General features: G+C 57.0%; 2 protein-coding genes and 1 tRNA gene. 1 reads left to right on the top strand and 2 read right to left on the bottom strand.

Going from position 1 to position 2,560, the window contains the following annotated elements; all coding sequences use genetic code 11:
• Nucleotides 1-211: 211 nt before the first annotated feature.
• Nucleotides 212-288: transfer RNA gene (locus PMI28_RS12575), tRNA-Met, on the bottom strand.
• Nucleotides 289-589: 301 nt separating this feature from the next.
• On the opposite strand from PMI28_RS12575, the gene dinB reads away from it, so the two are divergent.
• Nucleotides 590-1,651 carry a DNA polymerase IV gene (dinB, locus tag PMI28_RS12570; protein ID WP_007987734.1) on the top strand — a complete coding sequence of 354 codons (1,062 nt, stop codon included), beginning with the start codon at nucleotides 590-592 and terminating at the stop codon, nucleotides 1,649-1,651.
• Between the two features lie 123 nt (nucleotides 1,652-1,774).
• Here the strand turns inward: dinB and PMI28_RS12565 are convergent.
• On the bottom strand, nucleotides 1,775-2,560 hold a 786-nt coding region (locus PMI28_RS12565), incomplete at its 5' end, for a hypothetical protein (RefSeq protein WP_007987736.1).

Raw genomic sequence — 2,560 nt, forward strand, 5'->3', positions numbered from 1 at the left:
GAGATACGCCGGGGTGTCAACCGTTAATCCTGAAGCAGGTCAAATAAACGTTGAATTGCGGCAAACGGTCGCAGCGATGGCCTAAGTTTCGGAATCAGAACGATTTCCGGTTTTGGCGTCGCTGAGTCTCCAGGCCTCGTTTTGGCGCTCGGCGCGACAAAACGAGCGCGCACAAAAAAGGCCACTCTTTCGAGTAGCCTTTTTTGATGTTTGGTTGCGGGAGCCGGATTTGAACCGACGACCTTCGGGTTATGAGCCCGACGAGCTACCAGACTGCTCCATCCCGCGTCTGTGTGGCTGCATTCTATAGAGATACGCCGGGGTGTCAACCTTCAATTCCGATAAAACCTGTTTTGCTTCAATCGGTTAGCTTGCCGAGGGGCGGGTGGATCAGCCTGTGAGGCAGGCGGGGCAAGGCGTGCGGCTCTATCGTGAATGTTTTTTTGATTGAAAAAATAAATTTACCAACGACATTTCCTACGAGTCGAAAAGAACATTCAGACTACTGGTGCTATATACAGGTGCCGGTGAGATACTGGATGTCCGTCACACCAATACGCCTTTTCCTTACCATGAACTCTGCTTTGCCATGACTCAGCGAAAGATCATCCACGTCGATTGTGACTGTTTCTACGCCGCCATTGAGATGCGCGATGACCCGCGTCTGGCCGGTAAGCCTTTGGCGGTGGGTGGGTCGGCGGATCGGCGCGGGGTGATCGCCACCTGCAATTATGAAGCACGAGCGTACGGGGTGCGTTCGGCGATGTCTTCGGGGCATGCCTTGAAACTGTGTCCGGACCTGACCATCGTCAAGCCACGCATGGATGCTTATAGAGAGGCGTCCAGGGAAATTCACACGATCTTTCGCGACTACACCGAGATCATTGAGCCGCTCTCGCTCGACGAGGCGTACCTCGATGTGTCGGACAGTGCGTATTTCGGTGGTAGCGCAACGCGAATCGCCCAGGACATCCGGCGCCGGGTCTCCAACCAGTTGCATATCACCGTGTCGGCGGGGGTGGCGCCGAACAAGTTTCTGGCCAAGATCGCCAGTGACTGGAAAAAGCCCAACGGCCTGTTCGTCATTACTCCGGACCAGGTCGAGGACTTTGTCAGTGGCTTGCCGGTGAGCAAATTGCACGGGGTCGGCAAAGTCACCGCCGACAAGCTCGGCAAGCTGGGTATCACCGATTGCCTGCAATTGCGCGAGTGGGACAAGTTGGCGCTGGTGCGCGAATTCGGCAGCTTTGGCGAGCGGCTCTGGAGTCTGGCTCGTGGGATTGATGAGCGGGTGGTGCACAACGACAGTCGTCGTCAGTCGATCAGTGTCGAAAATACCTACGACGTGGATCTACCGGACCTGGCGAGTTGCCTGGATAAATTGCCCGAGTTGCTGGAAACCCTGGCCGGTCGCATGGCGCGAATCGACAGCAGTTATCGGCCTGGCAAGCCATTCGTCAAAGTGAAGTTCCATGATTTTACCCAGACCACGCTGGAGCAAGCCGGAGCAGGGCGGGATCTGGGGAGTTATCAGTTGATGTTGACCCAGGCGTTCAATCGCGGCGGTAAACCGGTGCGGTTGTTGGGCGTCGGCGTGCGGCTGGAGGACTTGCGGGGCGGGTTCGAGCAGATGGAGTTGTTTGAGCGGTAGTGGAAGATTGAGGTTAGGCGGTGAATGTCTGGCCGCCTTCGCGAGCAAGCCCGCTCCCACATTGGATTTGTGAACAATGGAAATCCAATGTGGGAGCGGGCTTGCTCGCGAAGCTTTTAGCTTTCAGTTCAGCCCCGGATTCGCCACCAGTCGCTCGCCATTGCGGGCCAGCGACTTCAGAAACTCGGTCTGCAATTCGGGATCGTTGCGCGTCAGTTCGATCAGGCTCTGTTCCAGTTCGCTGGCTTCTTCTTCAAGACCCAGCTCCGACAGGCGTTTGACCCGGTGGACCCACTGATTGACTTCGTCACCTTCGAGATCGTCATAAATCAGCCCGTGGGCCTCATAGAGCTTGCTGCGCAAGTTGCCGCTGATGACCAGGGTGGAATCGATGTGCACCTTGTCCTGGGCATCCGCAACACGGATCAGCAAGCGGCTCAGATGATTGATGTCATGTTCGGCGAACGGGCTGTCCAACAGATTCAGGCGTAATACGCCGTTTTTGTCAGTGCTCAGTTCGAAGGTTTCCTTGCCGGCCTTGACCTCAACCGGGCGCTCGCTCCAGGGCAGGCTTGAATACTCCGTGCGTTTGTCGCGCTGGACTTCATCAATGCCAGCCAGGTTTTGCTGCGCACGGCCGTGGGACTGCACGTTCATGAACGGGTTGAGCCCGGCGAAACCGTAGCTCAGCCAGTCCTTGGTGACGCTGTCCGGCAGATTGCCGAGGGCGAACACGTTGACCACATTGGCACCGATACCCGCCACCACGGCCACCGCGCCCAGCGGGATTTCGTAAACCTCCCGCCAGGGTTGGTACGGCGTATAGCGGTCGTAGTGACGCGTGACTTCGTACTCGGTGACTTCGAAAGTCTTCTGCTCGTGAATTTTCACCCGCCGTTGCGGCAGGTC

Source organism: Pseudomonas sp. GM48, assembly GCF_000282335.1.
Lineage (GTDB): Bacteria > Pseudomonadota > Gammaproteobacteria > Pseudomonadales > Pseudomonadaceae > Aquipseudomonas.

What these genes read in the sequence shown, in the direction of transcription:
- dinB (WP_007987734.1), top strand. Translation starts at nt 590, where the DNA reads ATGACTCAGCGAAAGATCATCCACGTCGATTGTGACTGTTTCTACGCC.